The organism is Parafrankia sp. EAN1pec, from assembly GCF_000018005.1.
Taxonomy (GTDB): domain Bacteria; phylum Actinomycetota; class Actinomycetes; order Frankiales; family Frankiaceae; genus Parafrankia; species Parafrankia soli.
Genome location: NC_009921.1, coordinates 29564 through 51022 on the forward strand (window position 1 = coordinate 29564; position 21459 = coordinate 51022).

The 21459-nt window shown below is 69.0% G+C and carries 18 protein-coding genes and 1 tRNA gene; 12 read left to right on the top strand and 7 right to left on the bottom strand.

Annotated features, from left to right (window positions below; translation table 11 throughout):
* Positions 1-391: 391 nt before the first annotated feature.
* The 6 genes from FRANEAN1_RS00120 (at position 392) to FRANEAN1_RS00140 (ending at position 9276) form a co-directional block, all read left to right on the top strand.
* The gene (locus FRANEAN1_RS00120) at positions 392-1099 is read left to right on the top strand and encodes a maleylpyruvate isomerase family mycothiol-dependent enzyme (protein WP_041255212.1); all 708 of its coding nucleotides are present in this window, start codon (positions 392-394) and stop codon (positions 1097-1099) included.
* A gap of 226 nt (positions 1100-1325) precedes the next feature.
* Positions 1326-2387 (top strand): AAA family ATPase, encoded by a 1062-nt coding sequence (locus tag FRANEAN1_RS00125; protein ID WP_012157471.1) that lies wholly within the window; start codon positions 1326-1328, stop codon positions 2385-2387.
* 1901 nt (positions 2388-4288) lie between these two features.
* Positions 4289-4361, top strand: a tRNA-Ala gene (locus FRANEAN1_RS00130).
* A gap of 259 nt (positions 4362-4620) precedes the next feature.
* Positions 4621-5619, top strand: coding sequence for a hypothetical protein (locus FRANEAN1_RS42830; RefSeq protein WP_347176921.1), 999 nt, complete (start codon positions 4621-4623; stop codon positions 5617-5619).
* Positions 5620-7993: 2374 nt separating this feature from the next.
* Complete coding sequence (locus FRANEAN1_RS00135) at positions 7994-8302, top strand: hypothetical protein (protein ID WP_041253461.1); 309 nt, start codon at positions 7994-7996, stop codon at positions 8300-8302.
* On the top strand, positions 8299-9276 hold the full coding sequence (locus FRANEAN1_RS00140) for a replication-relaxation family protein (protein WP_012157475.1): 978 nt from the start codon (positions 8299-8301) through the stop codon (positions 9274-9276). Before FRANEAN1_RS00135 ends, FRANEAN1_RS00140 begins: the two co-directional genes overlap by 4 nt.
* A gap of 744 nt (positions 9277-10020) precedes the next feature.
* Here the strand turns inward: FRANEAN1_RS00140 and FRANEAN1_RS00145 are convergent.
* The 5 genes from FRANEAN1_RS00145 to FRANEAN1_RS00165 form a co-directional block, all read right to left on the bottom strand.
* Positions 10021-10815 (bottom strand): methyltransferase domain-containing protein, encoded by a 795-nt coding sequence (locus FRANEAN1_RS00145; protein ID WP_198145432.1) that lies wholly within the window; start codon positions 10813-10815, stop codon positions 10021-10023.
* A 96-nt stretch (positions 10816-10911) separates the two neighbouring features.
* Positions 10912-12114, bottom strand: coding sequence for a methyltransferase, FxLD system (gene fxlM / locus FRANEAN1_RS00150; RefSeq protein ID WP_012157477.1), 1203 nt, complete (start codon positions 12112-12114; stop codon positions 10912-10914).
* A 442-nt stretch (positions 12115-12556) separates the two neighbouring features.
* Positions 12557-12901, bottom strand: coding sequence for a hypothetical protein (locus FRANEAN1_RS00155; protein ID WP_157472219.1), 345 nt, complete (start codon positions 12899-12901; stop codon positions 12557-12559).
* The gene (locus tag FRANEAN1_RS36700) at positions 12898-13608 is read right to left on the bottom strand and encodes an ATP-binding protein (RefSeq protein ID WP_012157479.1); all 711 of its coding nucleotides are present in this window, start codon (positions 13606-13608) and stop codon (positions 12898-12900) included. Before FRANEAN1_RS36700 ends, FRANEAN1_RS00155 begins: the two co-directional genes overlap by 4 nt.
* 49 nt (positions 13609-13657) lie before the next feature.
* Complete coding sequence (locus tag FRANEAN1_RS00165) at positions 13658-13933, bottom strand: hypothetical protein (RefSeq protein WP_012157480.1); 276 nt, start codon at positions 13931-13933, stop codon at positions 13658-13660.
* 202 nt (positions 13934-14135) lie between these two features.
* On the opposite strand from FRANEAN1_RS00165, the gene FRANEAN1_RS00170 reads away from it, so the two are divergent.
* Both FRANEAN1_RS00170 and FRANEAN1_RS00175 read left to right on the top strand, forming a co-directional pair.
* Complete coding sequence (locus FRANEAN1_RS00170) at positions 14136-15005, top strand: helix-turn-helix transcriptional regulator (RefSeq protein ID WP_012157481.1); 870 nt, start codon at positions 14136-14138, stop codon at positions 15003-15005.
* Positions 15002-15211, top strand: coding sequence for a DUF397 domain-containing protein (locus FRANEAN1_RS00175; RefSeq protein WP_012157482.1), 210 nt, complete (start codon positions 15002-15004; stop codon positions 15209-15211). Before FRANEAN1_RS00170 ends, FRANEAN1_RS00175 begins: the two co-directional genes overlap by 4 nt.
* 334 nt (positions 15212-15545) lie before the next feature.
* Here the strand turns inward: FRANEAN1_RS00175 and FRANEAN1_RS42835 are convergent, their stop codons facing one another.
* A complete protein-coding gene (locus FRANEAN1_RS42835; RefSeq protein WP_347176922.1) occupies positions 15546-15674 on the bottom strand; it encodes a hypothetical protein in 129 nt (42 codons plus the stop codon).
* A 536-nt stretch (positions 15675-16210) separates the two neighbouring features.
* Here FRANEAN1_RS42835 and FRANEAN1_RS00180 point away from each other — a divergent pair.
* Genes FRANEAN1_RS00180 through FRANEAN1_RS00190 form a run of 3 tightly spaced genes read left to right on the top strand, consistent with a single transcriptional unit; the run spans position 16211 to position 19097 of the window.
* Positions 16211-17251: a site-specific integrase gene (locus FRANEAN1_RS00180; protein WP_049795864.1), complete on the top strand. Its 1041-nt coding sequence runs from the start codon at positions 16211-16213 to the stop codon at positions 17249-17251.
* Positions 17248-17586 (top strand): helix-turn-helix transcriptional regulator, encoded by a 339-nt coding sequence (locus FRANEAN1_RS00185; RefSeq protein ID WP_012157484.1) that lies wholly within the window; start codon positions 17248-17250, stop codon positions 17584-17586. Before FRANEAN1_RS00180 ends, FRANEAN1_RS00185 begins: the two co-directional genes overlap by 4 nt.
* Positions 17583-19097: a hypothetical protein gene (locus tag FRANEAN1_RS00190; protein WP_012157485.1), complete on the top strand. Its 1515-nt coding sequence runs from the start codon at positions 17583-17585 to the stop codon at positions 19095-19097. Before FRANEAN1_RS00185 ends, FRANEAN1_RS00190 begins: the two co-directional genes overlap by 4 nt.
* Positions 19098-19137: 40 nt before the next feature.
* On the opposite strand, the gene FRANEAN1_RS00195 is transcribed toward FRANEAN1_RS00190, so the two are convergent.
* Positions 19138-20037 (bottom strand): phosphotransferase, encoded by a 900-nt coding sequence (locus FRANEAN1_RS00195; protein WP_012157486.1) that lies wholly within the window; start codon positions 20035-20037, stop codon positions 19138-19140.
* 394 nt (positions 20038-20431) lie between these two features.
* Between FRANEAN1_RS00195 and FRANEAN1_RS00200 the strand changes: the two genes are divergently transcribed.
* Positions 20432-21142 carry a recombinase family protein gene (locus FRANEAN1_RS00200; RefSeq protein ID WP_012157487.1) on the top strand — a complete coding sequence of 237 codons (711 nt, stop codon included), beginning with the start codon at positions 20432-20434 and terminating at the stop codon, positions 21140-21142.
* Positions 21143-21459 lie beyond the last annotated feature (317 nt).

The window sequence follows — 21459 nt, forward strand, 5'->3', positions numbered from 1 at the left end:
CGTGACAGCCCGATTGACGCGCGACAAGGGATCCCCTTGTAAAGGCTGGATGACCCTGCGAAGTCGGTATCCATCAGCGCTCTCCATCGTTGATTCGCGTCGTGCTGAGCATGTTTGCCGGCGGACGCGCCGATCCGTGCCGCTATGCGGCGGCAATGTTGTGGCGCCGCGCGGCAGACCGGTTACCCGCCGGCGCGCGGCGAAGTGGCGCCGGCGGTGCGCGGAGGAGCACTCTGGATATATGGATGCCCACGCCGGGCCTCGTTCGGGCTCACCGTCGCTCTCGCCGGTCCCACCGGTCTCGTCGCCGCCATCGCCATCGCCATCGCCGTCGTTGCGGCGGTTGGCGGCGCCGAGCCCGCTGCCGGGACCGGAGTACACACCGTCCGCCGTGCCGCTCGACATCCTGCTGGGCTGCGCGCGGTCGCACGCCAGGCTGCTCGAAGCCGTCGCCCGCGTCGACGACACGACCGCCCGCCGCCCGTCCCTGCTGCCCGGCTGGACCGTCGGCCACCTCGTCACCCACCTGGCGAGGAACGCCGACAGCCACACCGGGATGTTCGGGGCGGCCGCCGAAGGACGGGTCGTGGCGCAGTACCCGGGCGGCCTGACGCAGCGCGACGGCGGCATCGAGGCGGGCGCCCACCAGCCGGCCGACCTGCTGCTCGCCGACCTTGCCGGCGCGGTGGCCCGGCTCGAACGAGCCTGGGACGGCACCCACGTCGACGTCTGGCGCGGGGGCCTGGGGCTGACCGCGGCGCGCGGCGCGACGAGTGTGGCGGACCTGGTGTTCCTGCGGTGGCGTGAGGCCGAGATCCACCTCGTCGACCTCGCGCTGACCGATCGCGGCGGCCCGGAGTGGGACGACCTCAGCCCCGCCTACGTCGAGGCGGAGTGGGCGTGGAGCACGCGGCTGCTGCCCGAACGGCTGCCCGCCGAGGTCACCGTCCTGCTGACCCCCGGGGACCGGCCGTCGCGCGCCGTGGGGCGGGGCCCGCAAGTCGTCCGGGTGGACGTCCCGACGCTGCCGGCGTTGCGCTGGCTGACCGGCCGGGACGCCGGCGATCCGGCCTGGCCGCCGCTGGGCCCCTGGACCTGATCCCATCCTCTGGTCCCACCCGGATCGCACCGGCCCGCCCGGCGCGGCGATATCAGCGTGATCCAGAATGTCCGGGTGTGGAGCAGACGGAACGGTTCGTGAGCGTTGCGGCCGGCTGCCCGGATCGCCGCGACTGTGTCGGTCCGACCGGGTCACGCCGCCGCGGCGGTGCCTTGCGGCGCGGGCGGGTGCGCGGGCGGGTGCGCGGCCGGGCGGGTGTCCGCGCGTGATCTCGATGGCGCTGTTCAACAACAAGGGCGGGGTGGGCAAGACGACGCTCGCCTACCACCTGGCACACATGTTCCAGCGGATGGGACACCGGGTGCTCGCCGTGGACCTCGATCCCCAGGCGAACCTGACCGCGCAGTTCCTGGACGAGGACGAGCTCGCCAGCCTCTGGAAAGAGGACGAGGACCTCGGGTCGTCCGCGCCCCGGTCCGCCGTGCTCGACCCGCGCCGCAGCCGGATCAGGCCCGGCAACGGCACCCTGGCCACGGCCATCGAACCGATCATGGAAGGTGTCGGGGACGTCCGGCTGAGCGAGCCGGTGACCGTCGAGGACGGCCTGTGGCTACTGCCCGGGGACGTCAACCTCGCCAGCTTCGAGGACCGGCTCTCGGCGGCGTGGCCCAACAGCTTCCTGGGCCGGGACGTCGCCGCGCTGCGCACCACCACCGCGCTGCACCGCGCCATCGACCACGGCGCCAGGGAGACCGGCGCGGACATCGTGATCATCGATGTGGGGCCGAACCTCGGCGCCATCAACCGCGCGGCGCTGCTCTCGGCCGACACGATCCTCATGCCCCTGGCGGCCGACCTCTTCTCCCTGCGCGGCCTGCGCAACATCGGACCGACCCTGCGTGACTGGCGGGTGACCTGGCAGGGCACGATCCTGCCGAGGATCCCCGAGCGGATCCCGGCACCGCGCGGCCTGATGATGCCGATCGGCTACATCCTGGTCGAGCCGCCGGCCCGCGCGGACCGGCCGTCGAAGGGTCACGGGCGGTGGCTCGACCGCATCCCGGGCGTGTTCACCACCTCCGTCCTCGGCTCCGCCGCCCCGGCGGACGGCGACCGTTCCTTCGAGATCGCGACCATGAAGAACTACGCGGCGCTGATGCCCCTTGCCCAGGACGCCCGCAAGCCGATGTTCGAGCTGCGGGCCGGGGACGGCGCCGTCGGGGGAACGCAGAGCGCCGTGCGGCGCTGCTTCTCCGACTTCCGGGAGCTGGCGACAAAGGTCCGGGACAGGCTCGTCTTCATCGACCCGACGCTGCGCCGAGGCTGAGCCCACCCCGAGCCGGCCTCGAACCTGCCTCGATCCTGCCCTGGGATCACCTCGATCCTGCTCCAGGCCTGCCTCGAGTCCGCCCCGAGCGCCATCCTCCCGCCGCGCCGTCGGGCTCGTCGTGCCTGGCACCGCCGTCGGGAGGCCCACACCAACGTCGTGGCCGACACTCGCTCGCGCGGCAGACTCCGGAGATCCCGTCACGGTGACAGTTCGCGAAGCTTGCTTGGCGTAAAACGATGACGATGACCGCCCGGATCGTGGCGACGATCAGGTGACTGATGCCCGCCAGGGTGATGGTTACCGATCTTTGCTTATCGTCAAAATTCACCGATGACCGTGGGCGCGTGCCGTATCCTTCTGTATCGATTTCCCTGGCGGGAGTAGGTCATTTTATTTTGCTGATCGTCAAACGATTACAGAAACCGTCGGTGGTTGCCGGTCGATCTATCGACGAACCCCGTGGATGGTCATGGCAGTTCATTTTGCGAGTTGTCAAATTATGTCGATACCCATGGCTGGTTTTCGAGGTGCTCGCGAACTAATTCCACGCCTGGGTTCTGTCTAATTATTTTGCTCTTCGTCAAACGTTGACGGTCTCCAGGTAGGGTGTCTGAAGGATCGGCTAGCGCAAGCCCCGCAAGGGTTCTGTCGGCGAAACTCAATGATTTTGCTTGCCGTCAACTGGAATCTATGACCTCAGGTGCAGTGCGCTGGAGGATTCGGACGCTGCCCGTGCGGGGAGTGAGTGTACGACGTTTGCTTAGCAGCAAAAGCTGTCGCACTCCAACGGCGAGCTCGGCTCGGTACTGCTCCCGAGGCCCTCTCAGGTGGAGAGCCATGCGCGCCACCCGCTGGCGCCACCTGCCCGTTCGTCGTCCGGCTGCCGTCGGCGTCAGCCGGACGATGCTCGCCGCCGTCCGCCGTCCGCCGTCCGCCGTCCGCCGTCCGCCGTCCGCCGTCCGCCGGCCAGCAGCTGGCCGTGGGCTACGGATGGGAGAGGGGCCGGAGGGGCGATCGACCTCAGCCGGACCGGGTAGGACCTGGCCGGCCCCACTCACGGGTTGTCCACAGCCTTGGTCCGAGAAAACCCTGACATTGCCCGTATGGGGGCATCGTGCGGCGACGGAGGCCTTGATGCCGCGTCCCCGACGGCCTTTGACAAGGCGGCGGATTCCGAAGCCGGCCAGGTGTCCCGCAGCAGCCTGCTCGTCCTTGCGGCTGGCGATTGGTCACGGTGGGTCGCAGGAGTACTGCGGCGGGGAATGCGTCAACGGATTCCGCAGGCGGTGCACGTTGCCCGGGGAATCCATCGGCAGCGGCGGGGAACCTTCCACAGCTATCCACAGCGCGCGCTTCTCGCCGCTGTCGGGTCGCGCCCACGATGCCCTCAGGCGGGCATCGTGGGCGGCGGAACAGCCCTAACCGGACACAGACCCAACCGGCGGAACAACGCTCCCACTGAGCAAGTCGACGAGACCTGCCATATGTGTTCACAACGCTTGTTGTGGAGAGCATGACGCATTGCCGCATGTTTGTCACGAGTTACGGCCGATTCGGGGCACTCTGGTCCGACACACACCGTGGGTGGGCAGCGTCGCGGCGGAAAACCTCGACTGCCAACAACGAAGACCCATGTGAACGGCCCGTGACCATGAACGTGGTGTGACTACTGCGGAACGACGCCGCCCACGCGTCCGCGGGGCAGGGTGACGGCAGCCGGCGACCCGCCGGTGGACAGCAGCGAGCGCCCCATGGCGGCGTGGCGCCGGCGGTGGCCGCTGGACGGTCAGGCCTCAGCGGCCAAGGGCCGGCCGGACCATCCCCGAGCTGGTGGTCATGCCGTACTCTTGAGGGGCATCGGTCACTCGGGGCAGCGACGCCTGAGCGGCCGACCTCACGGGGGCGTAGCTCAACTGGCAGAGCACTGCCTTTGCAAGGCAGGGGTTAGGGGTTCAAGTCCCCTCGTCTCCACAGAACCGTCCAGTATGCGAACCGTGTCGCGGTCCGGGACACGGAACCGCGGTTCGATCTTGTTCCGGCCGTCTACACGGATCTCCTCGACGAGTGCGTGCAGCGTAGCCTTCCGTAGCGCAGGGCGCGGGTCAGGGCCGCTCGTGTGTGCCGGGGGAGCGGTCGGCAGAAGGATGGAGCGGATGAGCTCCTGGATGTCTCCGATCTCCGCCAGGGTGGGCGGCTCGGGGGGCGTCTCGATCTGAATCTTCAAGGTGTTGTGTTCGTCACATGCCTGCGCGAGTTGCTCGTTGAGTTCACGGATCCGGTCCCCGCAGGCGTCGCCGGGCATGGTGCCGTCTTCGAACGCGAGCTGGTACTTGCGGATCTTGCCGCGGGTGGATGCGATCTGGGTCTCAAGGCGTGCGAGGTCGTCGCTGCGGTCCTGTGCGGGCTCCAGGGTGCTGGCGTGGTAGGCGGCGACAGCTGCCTCGAAGATCTTCGAGTCGGCGTACACCTCGACGAGCGAGTCGATGATGGCTGTTTCGAGATCGTCGGCGCGGATGCGGTCGTTGTCGCATCGGGTCGTTCCGTAGCGCAGCCGGTTGTGGCAGGTGTAGTAGCGGTAGTGGCGGGTGCGGCCGTGCGCGGAGGTCCCGACGTAGGCGGTGTTGCATCGCTGGCAGACGATCCGGCCGGTGAGTTCGTACCGGGCGGGGTTCGAGGCGCGCAGCGCACGTTCTTCTGTCCGTGTGGTGCGTGTGGCGTTCGCGGCCTTGAAGGTGTCGTCGTCGACGATGGGGGTGTGCGGGGCGTCGTGCCAGACGCCGTCGTAGTAGATCTTGCCGGTGTAGACCTTGTTCTTGAGGATGTCTCCGACGGCCCGGTGGGACCATGGCCTGCCTGTGCGGGTACGCAGTCCTTGTGCGTTCAGGGCGGCAGCTATGACGCGGGATCCGTGCTTGTCGCGGACATACATCTCGAAGACCTTCTGGACTACCGCAGCTTCTTCGACGATGGGGACGAGATAGAGCTTCTTGCTGTCGGTGGTGTAGCCGTAAGGGGGCCGGCCGGCTCGCCATCCGCCCTTCTTCGACTTGGCGCGCAGGGCGCCACGAATGCGTTCGATCATCGCGGCTCGTTCGAACTCGGCGAACATGCCCAGCATCTGCATGAGCATGCGGCCGACGGGGCTGGAGGTGTCGAAGGGCTCGGTGGCGGAACGGAACGTCACGCCGGCCTTGTCGAGTTCATCGACGATTTGGCAGAGAAGCCGTAGCGATCGTGCGATGCGGTCCACTCGGTAGACGAGGAGGATGTCGTAACGTCCGGCGGCGGCATCGGCCAGGGCTTGGAGTAGCCCGGGTCGGTCCATGGTGGCACCGGAACGGCGATCAGAGTAGATCTTCGTGAGCATCCACCCGGGCTGGCTCGAGGCGTATGTCCGTAGCGCGGACTCCTGCACCTCGAGCGAATAGGGCTGGTTCTCCTCGTCGGTCGAGGCGCGTATCAGGAAGGCGACGCGGATAATCTTGGTGGATGGGGTGACGCTGAAAAACATCTCTGGAGATGCTGCAATGGTCATGGTTGGAGGTCGATCCCACCTATCTATTTCAGTGATGGATCATTGAGGGGGCCATCTGTCTGACAGCCCGCGTGTGTGCGGCCGATTCCCTGGCGGCCTGTGGATGAATATGGGCAATCATTATTGCTCGGTAATGTCAATTGATTCAAGCCGGTCGCGGTTCTGCTGTGGGCTATGTCGGATCTTTCTCGGCAGGGATGGCGCCAGGTGGAGCGAGATGAGATCAGCGAGCCCGTGGACCGCGTCTGTGAATTGCTGAGCGGTCATCGGTGTCAGGACCGGGGGACGCAGGGGCGGTAGCCCTTCGGGCTTCCTGCCGGTAGTCGCCTGGCGCGGTCGTACGTTCGCCAGTCCGAGTGAGGCGGCGGAGTCGCGGTGCTTTCCGTCGTGAAAGTCTTCGCCCGGGGCCGGACGGGGTGTGGACGCCGTGTCATGTCCTCTCGCGGAGCCCGCCCGCGCCGCCGGCTGGGGAGCCGGCTGGCGGCGGCGTTGATCTGACACTGATCTGACGGTGATCTGACACAAGTTGCATGTGCAACAACAGTCAGATCACCGTCAGATCGTGTTTGCCCAGGCCAGGGGACTCTCGCTCTGGCTGGGCCGGCCGCTGGTGCCGCAGAGAACGCGGACATCCTCATCCACGGTGACGTGCGGCGGGGGCAGCGCCGGGCGGATCGACGGGCTCGCCGTGCAGTCAGTAGGCGAGGATCGCCGGTCGCCGGAGGACCGCGGCTGCGGTGAGAATCGAGGCGAATCCGAGGCGGAGCGCGGCGAGACTTTCGGCCTAGCCGGCACTGCGGGTGCAGTCGCGTCCATGCACTCCGGCTGCCCGGTCGACGTCGACGGCGCCGCAGGTGGCCCTTCCGCAGGGGTTAGCGGAAACCCGGCGCACAGAGACGCCACTGATGCCACACACGGGGGCGATGATGAGCGGAACCCGGCCTGGAAAATATCGGGTGACAGGTCGTGGGCAGCTTTCGGGTGGGCCGGGATCGGCCTCGAGACGGTACTCGGATCGGTGAGATTCCTTTCCGAGGCGGTGGCCGTGGTTGATCGACGATGAGTGCCTCGTCTCCTTCCCCGCAGCGTGTGGCGACCGTGGGATGGCCGTACGCCGCGTGCGCACGAGTGTGATCTGTCGGTGGTGGGGCCGGTCGGTGACGCCGTCACGATTCCCGTGCCGGTGGCACCGAGCGCCAGAGCGTCGGTGTTGTTGGAGGTGGCTATGGAACGGGCCGCGGGAGCATTGCACGGCCTGCCGGAGGGCACCGGTCCGTGGACCAGAAGACGAGTGGAATGACCCGGATGTGGCTCGGGTCCGGGCGGGTGGCGAGGGGGCTGAGGCACTCGGTTCCTCCGCAACAGAATGTCGGCCCACATAGCACAGAGCATGTGACTGGTGGGCGGGGCGGCTTTTCGGGTCCGAGTGAATACCCGGGCGTCTGACGGTGATCTGACACTGATCTGACACCTGATCATCTTTCTTCTTCGGGGTGATGTGTCAGATCACCGTCAGATCGGCTCCGGTATGGGTCGCAGCCCCGCTGACCTGGGTGCAGACGAGTGTCAGATCACCGTCAGAGGGGTTATGGCGTCCTGAGGGGTGACGAACCCACGCGTTACGGACGGGAGCCCCTCACGAGTGATGCACGAATCCGAGAACACGACGGACTACTCAGGAGATCGGGTCACGCCGACCTTCCTGACTTCGACGGAATCCCCGAGCAGGCCCGGCGCGAACGAGACGGGGTCCGCAGGACGGTCCGGCCGGTCGTTCGGGCTGAGAGAGGTACGTGCGGAGATGAATCAGACGCAGAGGCCTCACGTGAACCGGCGGATGGTGCGGGCGTTCCTCCACACGGCGTCGATATGTGGAAGGCTGGGCCGGCGGGAACGGCCAGAGGTCATTGTTGTTGCGACCCCTCCGGCGGGCCCTCACCCCGTCCCTCCGTCGGTCCCTCCGCTGTCTCCGGAGCCGGCGGAATGGCTCACCAGCCCCTGGAGCCGCATCGTCTCCGGCCTGCGGCCGTGGTCGCGCTCGAGGAGGGTCGCGCGGGATCCTGCCGACGTGGTGCTTGCGAGCACCCGCGGCACGATTGCTTTCGGATCTCGTCCGCAGGACGCCGGGGATCTCGCCGGGCCCGGGAACCTGGTCCCGGCCGAGTGTGACCTGTCCCGGCTGCCGGTGTGCACCGCCACCGTGCGGGTCCCCGACGCCGAGGCCGGCGCGGCGGCGCACACGGCACGGATCCGGTCGCTGCCGCCCGCGGTCAACGGCCGGACCAGTAAGCCGGGCATCCCCGCCTGGCGGCATGTCGCCTGCCATGGGGTCGGGGCTCGTCGCGGCATCTGCCGCGGGACCGGGACCGGGCTGTGAGCGGGCCGGCGGTTCCGCGGCGCCGTCCCGGTTCGGGCGGGCGGGTCTCGGACGAGCACGTGTGGTATCTCGCGAGCCGGCTCACGGCCCGGGACCGGTGGCTGCTGGCGATGCTCGCGGAGCATCAGATCCTCACCACCCGCCAGATCGCGCTGCTCTGCTTCTCCGGGGACCGCACCGCTCGTGCCCGGCTCGCGCTGCTCGCCGAGCTGCGGGCGGTGGACCGGGTCCGGCCGCTACGCGGCGACCTCGCTACCCCCTACCACTACACGCTCGGTCCGGCGGGTGCCCAGGTTCTGGCGGCGCAGGCCGCGCTCCCGGTCAGCGAGTTCTACCGGCGAGACAGGGGCCTGTCTCTGATCTACTCCCGGCTCCTCGACCACACGGTGGGCGCCAACGGTCTGTTCGTCGCGTTCGCGCATGCGAGCCGTCCCCGGCCGGCCAATGACGGGCTGGTGCTCTGGTGGTCGGAAAAGCGTGCTGTCACCATGTGGCGCCAGTGGGTCCGGCCCGACGGGTTCGGGGCCTGGTACCACCAGGGTCGGCGGCTGGACTTCTTCGTCGAGTTCGACACCGGCACCGAACCCCTTACCCGGGTCGCGGGGAAGATCCCCGGCTACGCCAAGCTCGCGGTCTCCTCCGGGATGGTCAGCCCTGTCCTGATCTGGCTGCCGACCCCGACCCGGGAGGCGAACCTGCGCCGCCAGCTCCTCATCACCGGCGGGGTTGTCGTCATCACCGCCAGCCCCCCACCGGGCACCGCCCCACCCGAGCTCGATAACTCGCGGGAGGCGGTGGACCTCGCCGCAGCCCGCCCCGTCTGGCTACCCCTCGGCAGCACCACCCGTGCCGACCTTGACGGACTCACCCTCCGCTTCGGCCGCCCCGCCGGACCACCCGGCCCCTCGGACGAGGACGAGGAGCAGAGCGCACCACCGCCCCGGCCACCTCAACCCCGCCGGCCCAGACCGTGACCACAACCGCCGTACTACGGCCGCCTGGGAGCACCGACACCTGACAATGCGACCTTCGCTGTGTCGGCCGCGCACTCGCCTATGTTGCCGCAGGGATTTCCGTTCTTGGTTTCATTCAGGAACAGCCCGATGCTCGATGGCACTACATCTACCACCGGAAATCGGAGGCGTCGTATTTCAAAACCCGTCTGGTGTTGACATCATCGACATTGAAATTTATTCTGGCAGGGCGCCGTTTGTGGGGAAATTCTGGCTCATAGCTGCCGGCTGGGTGTGAACGTCCGGCCGGGCTACCACGGCGCGCTGGCTGACTCGTCACCGACGGACAGACGTGACCGGGGCCTTCGCCTTCCGAAGCAAGGCATGATCGTCTGCTGAGCGGTCCTCCGTAAGCTCCCCCGCAGGGTGCTCCGTACGGTCCTCAGGCTCTAGAGCCGGAGGACTCCCGACGCTGCGAAGCCCCAGCTCACGGGGCTGTGGGGTCCTCCGCAGCTCGGTCAGACTCGCCGTCCTGAGCTCGGAGAAGTCGTGCGGCGGCCCGGCGCCCGACGCGAGGGTGGACGTCGGGCGACTGGCATGGTTTTCCGCCTCCGACGGTGCCCGTCCCGGGGGTCGGCATCCTGCCGCCCCCGGAACCCGCCGCCGCGCGGGAGGCCGGGAACGTACCGAAGAGAAGGCAGCAGCCAGAGGTGAACGACCAGTCGTCTCACCGAGGCTGGCCGGGCGCGGTCGGCCTCGGTGCTGTTATCTGCTCGTCTCCCGTTTGATCATGGTGAGGTAGGCGATGGGGGTTTCCAGGATGAGGGGGCGTCGGCGGGCGGTCGAGCGCCATGCTTCGGCGTACTGGCGGGCGAACGCGGCGCCGAGGACGCGGCTGATCGCCTGGTAGGCGGATTCTCCCGCCGGGCCTACAGCGCGCAGCGCGGCGTCGGCGGCGGCGACTCCGATGATGGGGGCGGTGACCGTCTCTTCGGTGTGTTCGACCGGGCGGAGGCCGGCGAGGCGGGCGTTGCCGACCGCATGCGCCGCGGTGAAGGCGTGGGCGGCGGGGCGCACGCCCGCGAGGACCTGTTCGGCCTGGGCGATCTCGTGTGCGCTGAGCCCGTCGAGGCTGACGGGTCTGCTCTGCCCGAGCAGGGGCTCGCACAGCGACAGCCATCCTCCGGGTTTGAGGACGCGGGCGATGTCGGTCAGCATCCGACGGGGGTGGCGGAGCGGGCCGAGGACGCTGCGGCCGATGACCGCGTCGACACTGGCGTCCGCCAGGGGTACGGGGTGTTCGAGTAAGTCCCAGACCGATCCCCAGGTGTGGCCGTTCTCCGGGGTCGGCCGTATCCGCTGCAGCGCGACGGCGGTCGGGGTGAGGGTGGTGACGCTGCCGCCGGGGACGACGGCCCAGAGCGCGGCAGGTGTCAGGGTCGATGCCTGGCTGAGGTCGACCAGATCTTGGCCTGGACGGACCCGCGCCTCGGCGAGGACCGTGGTCTCGGCCCGCGACAGCCGGCGCCGGCCCTCGGGATGGTCTTGGTGCCGGTGCACGATCAGAAGATCCTCCTCGGCGGATCCGGTGGTCGCCCGGCCCGTGGGCCGGCCGCTCCGCACGGATTTGGAGGTGGGACGGGAGGAAGCCATGGATCAGCCCCAGCTGATCAGTACCTGCGCGGAAGGCAGGTCGAGAAGCCGGCCCGGTGGCGGGGACTTCTCGACGATTCCGCGGGGGTAGACCTTGATCGTGGGGAGCTTGCCGTAGTGCTCTGTGTTCCAGGCACGGACGTCGTGAGCGAGCTGGTCTCCGAGCCGGCCTGCCTGCGGCCCGTAGGCGATCACACCGAGTTCGAGTCCCGTGCCGGTGGTCTGTGCGAGGGCGAGGAAGGCGATCGTGTCGTCGGACCAGACTGCTGGCACACCGGGCGGGATGGCCGAGGCGTCCGGGCCCTGCTGATCGGTGCGGGTGTCGGTGTGGAGCCGGCCGTAGGTCTGTTGGGCTGTGGCCAGCCACAGGTCCAGGCTCGGTAGCAGGGTGTTTCCGGGGGGGAGGATGACACCGGTTCCCACCGTGTGCCGTGGCTCGGCGAGGGCGGCGCACAGGGCGTCGACGTCGACGTCCTGGTCGGGGCCGACATCGAGCCGTGCCCCGCCTGCGAGGGACACGGTGGTTCGGCGGGGGACACCGAATCCTTGCATCGGTCCGAACGCGAACGGTCGGATCGAGTCGGAGGTCAGGATCCCGCCGGTCTTGGTGAACGCGATGGTGCGGGTGAGACCGCGCAGGTGTAGCGGGATGATGACCCTGCCGCCCTCGACAAGCTGGTCGAACCAGTCCTGTGGCACGTCGAGCGTGTCGAACGTGACGATGATCCGGTCGTAGGGGGCGCGGAGCCGGAACCCGTAACGCCCATCGCCGACCAGCGCCGTGATCCCGGTGTAGCCGGCCGCGCGCAGGTATTCGTGGGTGCGGTGGATCACGGTCTCATCGAGGTCGATGCTCACCACCGAACATGTCCGACCGGCCAGCCTCGCCAACAACGCGGCCCCGTAGCCCCCGGAACCCAGCTCGAGAATCCGCTGGCCAGGTTCGACCCGCAGCGCTTCCAGCATCGCCGCAATCACCGAGGGCTGGGACACCGAGCCCACAGGGTTCCCGTAGACGTCGCGTTTGAGGACCACGGCCCGGTCCTGGTACGCCACCTCGGGTGGCAGGTTTGGAAGGAACAGCTCGCGTGGAACCGTGCGCATCGCAGCCTCGACCGGGGCCGACACCGGCTTGGCGGCCAGGATCCGTTCGACCATCGCGTTCCGCAGCGGCGCGAGGGAGACGTCGGCCGTGCAGGACGTCACGATGCCACCGCTGGGCGTAGATCGTCGCGCCGGCGGTGCTTCGTCTGAGCGGTCCGGGCCATCGTCGTGGCGAGGACCCGCGGCCCCGGCGATGACCGCGCCAGCGCGAAGCGGTCTCCTCGACTCCCGTTCCAGCCCGAGCAGCGCGCGCCGCGACGGCCCCGCACCGCTGCTTCCGCCCTGCGGCCCGAGCGGCCGGTCGTCGGCCGGGTCTGCCGGCAGAGCTGATTGCCTGCCGGGGCCCACATCTCCCGCACGGCCAGGCCCTTGTCCTCCGGCGGGAGAACGCGGGTGGCCGTCGATGCGGGCGTTAAAGGGTGGGTTTTCCGCCCTGAAGGCAGGTTCTGCGGGATATCCGGGCACGGTGAAGCCTTCCACTGCTGACTGTCGGGTAGGGACTGGCGGGATCGGATCAATCGAGTAACTGAAATGCGTTCACACGTCACGTGCGGCGGCTCGGGGGCGGTGTGCGCTGTGCGGGTACGCGACACCGGGCGGGCGTGTCAGGCGCGCTGTAGCCTGGCGGGCCGAGCAGGAGGGTGACGGCGGCAAGGACGATCTGCCTGCGGGCCGCGTCGAAGGCGGCCTGATCGTGCGCGGCGTCGTAGCGGTCGAGGGCGGTGCGCAGGGCGGCCCATTCCGGCGAGGCCGGGTCGATGGGTGGGGTGAACGTGGCGAGTATCCGTGCGATGTCCTCCGGTGGTGTGAGCTCGGGCAGGGCGGCCATACGCGCGATCAGCACGACCGGGCGCAACGCGACGGGAACGAGAGGGGAACGCGGGGTCATGCGGACTGCGCAGCCGACCATGTCCTGCTGATGCCGGGCGAGAAATAGCCGATGATCTCGACATCGAGCGGCGAGACAAACTGATCAGGGACCTTCGGTGTCTGGCCGCCGGGTGTCCGGTCTCTCACGCCACGTCCGGGTGGTGGGCGATGCCAGTCGTCGAGCGCGCGTAGACGGTCGATGACTCGTCGCAAGGTGGCCGGGTCGTCGTGGAAGGTGACCGGAGCGGCGGGCGCTGGCACAGGCGTAGCCGCGCGGGTCGGCAACGCTGCCGTGCTGTCGGTGGGGACGGCCGGAGTCGTCGCGGCCGGAAGCTGAGCCCAGGTGACCTTCCCCCCGGTCCGGCTGCGGTACCAAGCCCATCGCAGGCTCACCGCGTCCACCAGTACCAGGCCACGCCCGCTCTCCTGGTCCGGATGTGCCACGGTCAGAACTGGTGGGGCTGTGCTGGCGTCCCACATCTCGATCGTCAGCACCGCATCGCAGATGGTCAGGCGCAGCGCCACGACATCGTCCGGGCCGCTGGCCTTCACAGCGTTGGAAGCGAGCTCGCAGACGACGACTTCGGCGACGTCGACGGCGTCCGGATCGACGGACCATCGGGTGAGCGTGCGGACAGTGCTTGCGCGCAGGTCGGGAACGGCAGCGGTTGTGGGCGGGAAGCGCGCCACCGCCACCCGGATCACCGCCGAGATGCTGCCCGTCATGCCGATCTCCGCACGGCGCTGCGTGTGGGGCGGCCGGTGATCGTGGCGTTCATCCGCGCGCGGGCCACGCGGACTGGGAGCACGACAGGTCGCCCATGGCCGGAGCGAGGCCGGGTAGGTCGCAGACCGGGAGAACGGCGAACTCGACCCAGGCCACCAGCTCGCAGCGTGCCTGTGACAGACGGCGGCTGACCTTGGTCAGGGGTAGGCGTGTCAGCGCCTGCCGCAGGCGGCGGTGCGCCCACTCGTGGGCGGCGTCGAAGTCACCGAACGCGCCCAGTGGTCGTTCATCCGCGTCCCACACCACGAAGCGGTGTTCCTCCATAGCTCTTCTCCCTTGCCGACCGGAAACGATCTCCTGGCGTGCCGTGCGCTCCGCGCCTCCGCGCTGTGACGGGCGGCGCTGGGGTACTGGCAGGATGCACCCGTGGAACTCGCATACGCAAGTACGTATGACGGATACGTGAGTCGGCGTTGATCGGCCCGAGACAGGGGCTGGCAGACTGCTACCGGGAGAAGGGAGGGCGATGCCGAGCACACCAGGCCCCACCGTGCGACGCCGGTGCCTGGGCGCGGAGCTGCGCCGCCTGCGGGAAGCCAAGGAACTGACCGTCGACCAGGCCGGGGAACACATCCACCGCAGCGGGCCGACGATCAGCCGGATGGAGACCGGCCAGTTCCGGTTCGTCCTGCGTAACGTCTCGGACCTGCTCGATCTCTACGGCGTCACCGACGACGAGCAGCGCCAAGCCCTGCTGGCGCTGGTGAAGGAGAACCGCAGACCCGCCTGGTGGCACTCCTACGGCGATCTCGTGCCCCGCTGGTTCCAGGTCTACATCGGCCTGGAAGCCGAAGCCTCCACGATCACGACCTTCGAGAGCCTGCTCGTCCCCGGCCTGCTCCAGACCGAGGACTACGCACGCGCGGTCATCCGCGCCGCCTCACCCGAGCTACCCGCCCACGAAGTCGACCGGGCCGTCGAAGTCCGGATGAACCGGCAGAAGATCCTCACCGGAGACCAGCCCGTGCAACTCTGGGCGATCCTCGACGAAGCCGTGATCCGCCGCCACGTCGGAAACCCCACCGTCATGGCCCGCCAGCTGGACCGGCTCATCGAAGCGGCCGAGCAACCCGCCGTGACGATCCAGGTCGTGCCGTTCACCGCGGGCGCCCACGCCGGCATGATCGCAAGCTTCACGATCCTGGGCTTCCCCGACACTGGCGGAGCCTCCGAGACGGTCTACATCGAAGCTCCCACGGGCAGCCTCTACCTGGAGAAACAAGCCGAGGTCCGACGCTACGAAGCCTGGATGAACCAGCTCCGCAGCTCCGCCCTCGCACCCACCCCCAACACCCTCTCGATCATCAAAGCGGCACGTGAGGACCTACAACGATGACCACCCACGGCGCGGACGCCCCACTGAACTGGCGCAAGAGCAGCTACTCCGGCGGCACCGGCGGCAACTGCGTCGAGGTCGCCACCCTCCCCGACGGCGGCCGAGCCGTCCGCGACTCCAAACACCCAGACGGACCGGCCCTGCACTTCACAGCCACCGAATGGGCCGCCTTCCTCGCCGGCACACAGGACGGCGAGTTCGACTAGCTAATAGCGGCCCAGGGTTCCCGGGTCCCGCCGAGTTTCTGGCCTGCTCACGGGGGCAGCAGGAAGCACGAGGCCCGGTCGCTCCGGAATACTGCTGCACCTCGCCCGCCGGAGCGATCATTAACCGGCCGCGTCAGAGTCCCTGCCTACGTCCCACCGGCGGCGACCAGGGGTCGAGACTGGCAGAGTCGCGTATTCAACTGTCGCGTATTCGAAAGATCCCCCACCTCTCGTCACGTTGCGTAGCAGCTATTGGCCGAGTGCTCGGCGCGCGAGAGCTCCGGACGGTGATGTCTCCGTCCGGAGCCTCGGCGCGGGGCGGCCCGCTGGGGTTTCAGTCAGCGTTTCGCGTCTGCTGGCGGCGCTCGCGGCGGCTCGTGGCCAGTCGGACGAGGGCGGCGATGAGGCTGAGGAACCCGCCGAGTGTGGGCGCGATGTCGGTCAGGTCGGTGTCGTGCTGCATGATCTGGTTCTCCTGCCTGTGTCGACCGTGGGGTCGGTGAGGCTGACAGGAGGCAGTTCACAGGATCATGGACATGTCCGGCTACGCCGGCGGCCCCGTCGTCACCGAAATCCCGGTAGTCGCAGGCCGCCCGAATCTCCCAGACGTGCTCGTACGGCGTCTTCGGCCGCTCGGTGTACCGCTTGACCACCGACGGATCCGACCGGTGCTCACCGCTTAGCGCCAATTTCCGTTCCGATCCTCCAACTAGCGTGAATCGCACCGGATACGAATACAGGTCCGTCTGCATGCGCCGCCAGTTAGACCGGCCGTGACCTGGGCGTTCTCGGTTCCTGTCACCAGACGGTCAGCCTCTCCGGGTTCGCCGCACGGTGCGCGCGGGTACCCCTGACCTGCCGTTTCGCATCTGATGCAAGAATCCCGCATCGGATTCGGGCGGGGGGAGGTTGCGGTCGGTGGTGGATCGGGAGTCGGTGGCGGGCGCGGCGGGGCTGTACCTGGTGGCTGGGGTGCCGCTGTTGCGGGCGGATGAGCAGGTGTTCGCGGCGATGCTGGAGGGCTGGGGGAGCCAGCAGACGGCCCGCAATCTGGCGGTGGGCACGGTCGAGGGGCGGGTCCGCGCGGTGCGGGCGTTCACCCGACACGCCGAGGCGTTTCCCTGGGCCTGGACGGCGGCGATGGTCGACGAGTGGTGTACCGATCTTCGGGCGGTGAGGAACCTGCGTCGGTCGACGCTGCGGAATTACCAGGAGGCGGTCCGGCTGTTCTGCGTCTACGTCACCGATCCCGCCTACGGTTGGCCGGTCCGGTGTGAGCAGGAGTTCGGCGCGCATCCGGTGCAGATCTGCCACGAGTGGAACACCACGGTGCACGCCCAGCAGTCCGAGAGCGACCCCGGCAAGCGGGCGTTCACGGTCGATGAGCTGCAGGCGTTCTTCGACTACGCCGACGAGCAGGTCAGCCGGATCCGGGCGGCTGGGCGCAAGGGCTGGCTGCCGGCGTTCCGCGACGCGGTGCTGTTCAAGGTCGCCTACGCCTACGGGCTGCGTCGCAGGGAGGTGCGGATGCTCGACCTCGCCGACTTCGGCCGCAACCCGCACGGCCCCGAGTTCGGGGACTACGGCGTCTGCCAGGTCCGGTTCGGCAAGGCCTCGAAGGGCTCGCCACCGAAACGGCGCGGCGTGCTGACCGTCTGGACGTGGACCCCGGAGATCCTCGCGGAGTGGGTGGAGGAGTTCCGGCCGCTGCTCGCCCCGCAGGACTGCCCGGCGCTCTGGCCGTCAGAACGGGCCCCGCGGGTCGCGCTCACGCAGATCAACGCCCGGTTCTCCACCTACCGCGACGCGCTCGGCTTGGACCCGGCGCTCGACGTCCACTCGCTGCGCCGTTCCTACGTGACCCATCTGATCGAGGACGGCTACGACGCGCTGTTCGTCCAGCAGCAGGTCGGTCACGAGCACGCCTCGACGACCGCGATCTACATCTGCGTGTCCTCGGACTTCCGGACCCGCACCCTGCGCCGCGCGCTCGACCAGACCCTGGCGGCGGCCCTGACGCCGACGGAGAAGGCGCGATGACGATCAGGCGGCAGGTCAGCTACCAGTGGCGGCTGCGTGAGGTGATGGCCACCCGCGGACTGTTCACCATCACCGACCTCGTCCCGCTGCTGGCCGAACGGGGCATCACCCTGTCGGCGTCGCAGGTCCACCGGATCGTCACCGGCACCCCGGAACGCCTGTCGCTGCCGGTGCTCGCCGCGCTCTGCGACATCCTGGAAGTCACCCCGGCCGAGCTCATCGTGACCCGCGCGGTCAACGCGACGCTGCGGCGGGCGGCCGCCGGCGACGTCCCGGCGCCGGTCGACCTGGCCGGTGAGATCCGGCCGAAGCGGGCCCGGCTGCGCCCCGAGTGACGGCCCGGACCGGCCGCTACACCGCTGAGCAGTACGAACGCTGGCACATCCGCGTCTGCGCGCGCTGCGGGCGGCGGGCGTCCCTATCGGCGAACTGGTCGGACGGGCCGATCTGCCGCAGCTGCTACGACCGGGCCGCCCGCACCTACGGTCGCTGCCCCGGTTGCCAGGCCGAACGGCTCCTTCCCGGCCGCGACGACGACGGGGCCGCCCTCTGCAGGGACTGCGCCGGCATCACCCGCGACTTCTTCTGCTCCCGGTGCGGTTTCGAGGGCCTGCTGCTCGGCGGCCGGCTCTGCGAACGCTGCACCCTCACCGACCAGCTCGCTGCCGCCCTCGACGACGGCACCGGGAACGTCAGCCCGCCGCTGGTGCCGCTGCTCGACGCGCTGCGCGTGATGCCGAAGCCGAAGTCCGGCCTGGCCTGGCTGCGCAACCCCCGAGTCCGTGAACTGCTCGCGGACCTGGCCACGGGGCGCGTCGCGCTGACGCACGAGGCCCTGCACGCGCTGCCGAACTGGCGGACCGTCGCCTACCTGCGGGACCTGCTGATGGCCTGCGGCGTGCTACCCGCCGTCGACAAGCAGCTGCTGCACCACGAGACCTGGCTGCACCGCCAGCTGGCCGAGCTCGACGGCCACCCCCACGCCCGGCTGCTGCGCCAGTTCGGCACGTGGGCGCAGCTGCCGCGGCTTCGCCACCGGGCGGCGGCGCGCCCGCTGACCCCGCACGCCCGCAAGGAGGCGGCCGCGCAGTTTACCCAGGCCCGGCTGTTCCTGGCCTGGCTCGACGAGCGCGACCGGACACCGGAAACGCTCACCCGGACCGACGTCGATGTCTGGCACGCCACCCACCTCGACCACGCGAAACGCTCCCTGCGGACGTTCCTGACCTGGGCGATGGACAGCGGCCATCTGCCCTGCCTCGACCTTCCCCGCCTCCAGATCGTCCGCGCGGAGCCTCTCACCCAGCGGCGCCGCCTCGACCTGGTGAAATCCGTCCTGACCAGCGAGACCGGCTCGCCGCCGACCCGCGCCGCGGCCTGCCTGATGCTGCTCTACGCCCAGCCCGCCAGCCGCATCGTGCGCCTCACCGTCGACGACCTCACCCGCGACGGCGACCAGGTCCTGCTCCGGCTCGGCGACCCGCCCGTCCCGGTTCCCGACCCGTTCGCCACGCTCCTGCTGACCGCCGCAACCCGGCGGGACAACATGACCACCGCCACGAACCCGGACAGCCGCTGGCTGTTCCCCGGCCGCCGCGCCGGCCAGCCCCTGCACCCCTGCAGCCTGCTCGACCAGATCCGCGCCCTCGGCATCCCGATCCAGGCCGCCCGCACCGCCGCGCTACGCCAGCTCGTCCTGCAAGCCCCCGCCCCGGTCGTCGCCCAGGCCCTCGGCTACCACCCGATCACCACCCAGTGGCACCGCGCCGACGCCGGCGGCACCTGGACCCACTACGCCCCCGGCGATCACGCCGGGCCGAGCCCCACGCCGCCGGTCATCACGTGATAGTCACGGGGCCAGGCGAGCCGGTCGATCTATGCTGGTGTCAAAGGCCCTTCAGGACACGATCAAGTGCCGACCGGCCTGCGGGCCCCCAATGCGGCTTGCCGCCGGGCAGGCCACGGTCCCCGTTCTGGCCCATCAGCATCAAGAACAGACTCTTCATCGCGGCCAGCCCGCGCGCCCGTCGGACCGTCGCCTCGTCCGCCTGCGCGTAGCTGTTGAAGAACCGCGAGGCGCCTCCCGCGGGGAGCAGCAGCCAGGCGGCCGCAAGATCCCACGCCGGATCGCCGGCGAAGACTGCGCCGAAGTCGACGATGCCCGCCAGCGTGCCCTCCGCGATGACGACGTTCGCGGGATGCAGGTCACCGTGCACCCACACCCGTGGGCCCTGCCACTCGGAGGCCGCCACCGCGTCGTCCCACACAGCCCGGATGTCGTCCTCGGTGAAGCCGCCGAGGTCCACGGACCGCAGGAAGTGCTCGAACCCGCCTGTGCACTGCTTGGGGTGAGCGCCGACGTCCACGGCGTCCGGCGCCTCGGCGGGCGCCTCCACATGCAGCGCGGCGAGAAAGGCCGCCAGCATGTCGGCCGCGTGGTCGCCGCGGGTGATCGAACCATGGTCCAGGGGCGTGCCTTCCACCCAGGTCATGACCGTCCAGATCTTCGGGAAGTGCTCGGACGGTGTCCCGCTCCGCACCGGAGTCGGGATCGGAAGCGGCAGACGTGAGGCCAGCTGCGGCAGCCAGCGGCGTTCCTTGAGTTGTAGATCGGGGCTTTTGTCCATCCGCTGCATCCGGACGGCCAGGTCGTCCCCGAGGCGCCACATCTGGTTTCCCCAGCCGCCCACCACCTCGCGGATGGGCAGCTCGGCCAGGTCCGGATGCTGCTCCCGCAGCAAGTCACGGACCAGATCTTCGTTGATCTCCATCTCGGACTCAATCATGGGGGTCACGGTAGTTAGGCGCGTGTGTTCCTCAAGGGCCGAAGCCAACCGAGGATCACCGAGTCCAACGCTCACTCTCGGTCACGATCGACAGGGTTGCTCGCGGGAATACAGGTCAGTCGAACACACGACTCTGCCAGTCTCGACCCCCGACCAGTTGCGAGAGTTCTGCGACACCCCCGGACCGTGTCCGTTTCGCCCCGGTTTTCATTCACAGAAAACCTCTCACAATTCCAGGGTTTTGCGAGGCACTTCTGAGAGACTGATCGCATGGAGCTGGCGCCCGATCAGGCGGCAGATGTCGTAGAACGTCACGACTGCCCGAAGTGCGACCGCGACGAAGTACCACACCGCCCGTTTCGTCCTCGTCCCCGCGCTGTGGCAGGAGCTGGACGTGGCGGTGCCTGATGACCGCGGGCCCGGCCGGCCCTGGACACCACGCCCACCGACCGCGCCGGTACCCGCCCCGGCGAGCCCCGCAACGGCGATCCGGATCGGCTACGCCCGCTGCTCCGCCGCCCAGCAGGACCTCGCCAGCCAGCTCGAGGCCCTCCGCGCCGCGCACTGCAAACGGATCTTCTCCGAGAAGATCAGCACCCGGATCAAGGTCCGGCCCGAACTCGAAGCCGCCCTGCGTCTGGCCCGCGACATCAAACAGGCCGCCCCGGACCAGCCGATGATCCTGACCGTCCCCGAACTCAAACGCCTCGCCCGCAACGCCGCCGAACTGATGACCCCGTCCACCACCCTGCAGGCCGACGGCGTCCAGCTCGAACTGCTCACCGGCCCGCTCACCGGGATCTACGACCCCCACGGCATGAGCTCCATGCTCTTCGCCATCCTCGCCGTCGCCGCCCAGCTCGACCGCAACTACATCCGCGAGAAGACCCTCGAAGGCCAGCAGACCGCCGCGGCCCGCGGCAACCACGGCGGACGGCCCCGCGTCATCGACGACGACATGCTCGTCTTCGCCCGCGCGCTCAAAGACCGCGGTATCCCCATGCCAGAGATCGCCAGGAAGCTGACTCACTGCTGCCGCAAGACGAACACCGACGATAGAGCTTCAGGATTCCCGAAGACTCATCAGGTTCCAGGGCCGGCGTAGATCCGAGGAAGAAGCCTTGGTCCAGGGGTTACGGAGGACGAAGCGAGCTCAGAGAACTCTGAGGTTCTTTCTTAACCGGCACCCCGCATCCGACCCCACGATCACACTGGTACGCCACGGAACCCGCGCGGGGCGCCAGGCCAGACCCCACGATCACGCCCTTGACGGGCGGACGCGTTGCCCGTTTCTGCCGGATTTCGGCTGCGCCCAACGGGAGCCACAATCGTTATCCCATTCAGAAACTTCGAAGCAATGCGCGAATCAGCCGATTCGGGCAGCGACCCGGTCGTACCTTGACTCGTCACCCGCCGACAATG